Below are 1,446 nucleotides of genomic sequence, written 5' to 3'. Positions count from 1 at the left end.
GCACGCGAAGACGAGTGGAAGCACGAACAAGCTCAGCAAGGGCAGCCGCTTCATGTGCTCACGTTTGCACGCCGGGCCTTGGCTGGCAATCGAGATCGCCATCCGCGGGGAGCTCCCTCGCACTCCAACGGAAGTGCCAGTGCGGTCCCTGAGCCTGTTCGACGACGCAGGGCTGCGAGGACCTGTCGGCTCCGTCCCCGCCGCCGACACCGATCTCATCGCCCGACCGTGCGCTGGCGCGAAGCTGACACCAAAGCGGGCACCGAACTCTACGACCGCCATGGCGCTACGATCTACCGCATGTTCTGGACCAAGGCCCCCGACCAGGCCGAGGAGCTCATGCCGCAGACCTTCCTCGCCCACGTCGAGGACGGAGCCGTGACGAGGAGCCGGACGGTCCCCTGCCCGAAGCCTGAGCCTCGGTGCGGTCGCCGACGGGTTCGATGCTGGGCCTGTAGAAGGTCGAGTAGCAGCACGTGCTCCTTGCTGTCGGCCCTCGTCGATCTCGCAGCGATGTTGTCCGCAATCCAGCGTCGACCACCGACAACACGAGCTTCACGATGTTCGAGCCACCCGGATTCAAAATTGATGACTGCACGGGGGTTGTGATTAAGGGTCTCACGATCATCGCGTACTCGTCCGTGGGCGTCGAGATTTTCGATGGTGAGGGCGCGGGCGAGTGCAAGCAGATCAGTCTCGAGAACCTGACGATCGTGGCCGACGGCAACTACGTTTAAAACGGGGCCGGAGTCACCAACTGGCGGTTGTCCGCGCCCGCGAGTACAGTGGCGGCTGCGACCGAGGTCGAGATCGTGAATCGCGACATCTGGAACACCCATCATCGAGGATAACTGCACGACGGACACGAGCCCGTAAGGGTATCGCTACTTTGACAAGGCGCGGGGTAGGGTGTCTGGCGGCATCGGTCAACGCGTGGATCCACGACAACACGATTCGCAACAATGGCAAGGTGACGAGGGGGCCGATTATTGAGTCTACGACCTAAGTCCGGGTTTGGACGGTGACGTCAAAGTCATGGTCGCGGCAGGCACAGCGTAGAATACTGCGCAAGCTACTGCGTGCAGCAGCAACCAACCCAGTCCCCCAACCAAGGGATGGGGCTGCCGCAGTCCAACGGAGACTGGCCGCCAACAACGCCGCTGCTACAAATAGCCATGCTATTGGTATACACGTGGGTGTTGTTATCGCACGCGTTGTCAGCGCAGGTCTCGCCAAAGCTCGCGCACATTTCATCACAGTTGACGAGGCCATCATCCTGGGTGAAACATGGGTAGAACGTAGGGAGACAATCTCCATCGACGCACGATCCGATCTTCGGGAATCCCTTGTCCTTCCAGTTGCAGACGTTGCCACAAGACCCGCAGTTGTCATTGTTCTCCATGACGTCGATGCACTGACCATCGCACATCATCTCGTTGGGATTGG

Annotated in this window: 2 protein-coding genes; both read left to right on the top strand. The window is 60.7% G+C overall.

Features of this window, described 5'->3' with window-relative positions; translation table 11 throughout:
• The first annotated feature begins 560 nt into the window (after positions 1–560).
• Entirely contained in the window at positions 561–737 is a 177-nt protein-coding gene (locus DB30_RS40830) for a hypothetical protein (protein WP_153258506.1), read from the top strand.
• A gap of 455 nt (positions 738–1,192) precedes the next feature.
• Positions 1,193–1,446, top strand: a 254-nt coding sequence (locus tag DB30_RS42125) for a hypothetical protein (protein WP_205633219.1), incomplete at its 3' end; no start/stop codon positions are given.

The organism is Enhygromyxa salina (assembly GCF_000737335.2).
GTDB classification, from domain to species: domain Bacteria; phylum Myxococcota_A; class Polyangia; order Nannocystales; family Nannocystaceae; genus Plesiocystis; species Plesiocystis salina_C.
The sequence above is the reverse complement of the archived record's forward strand: the minus strand, read 5'-3'. Positions and strand labels throughout refer to the sequence as shown.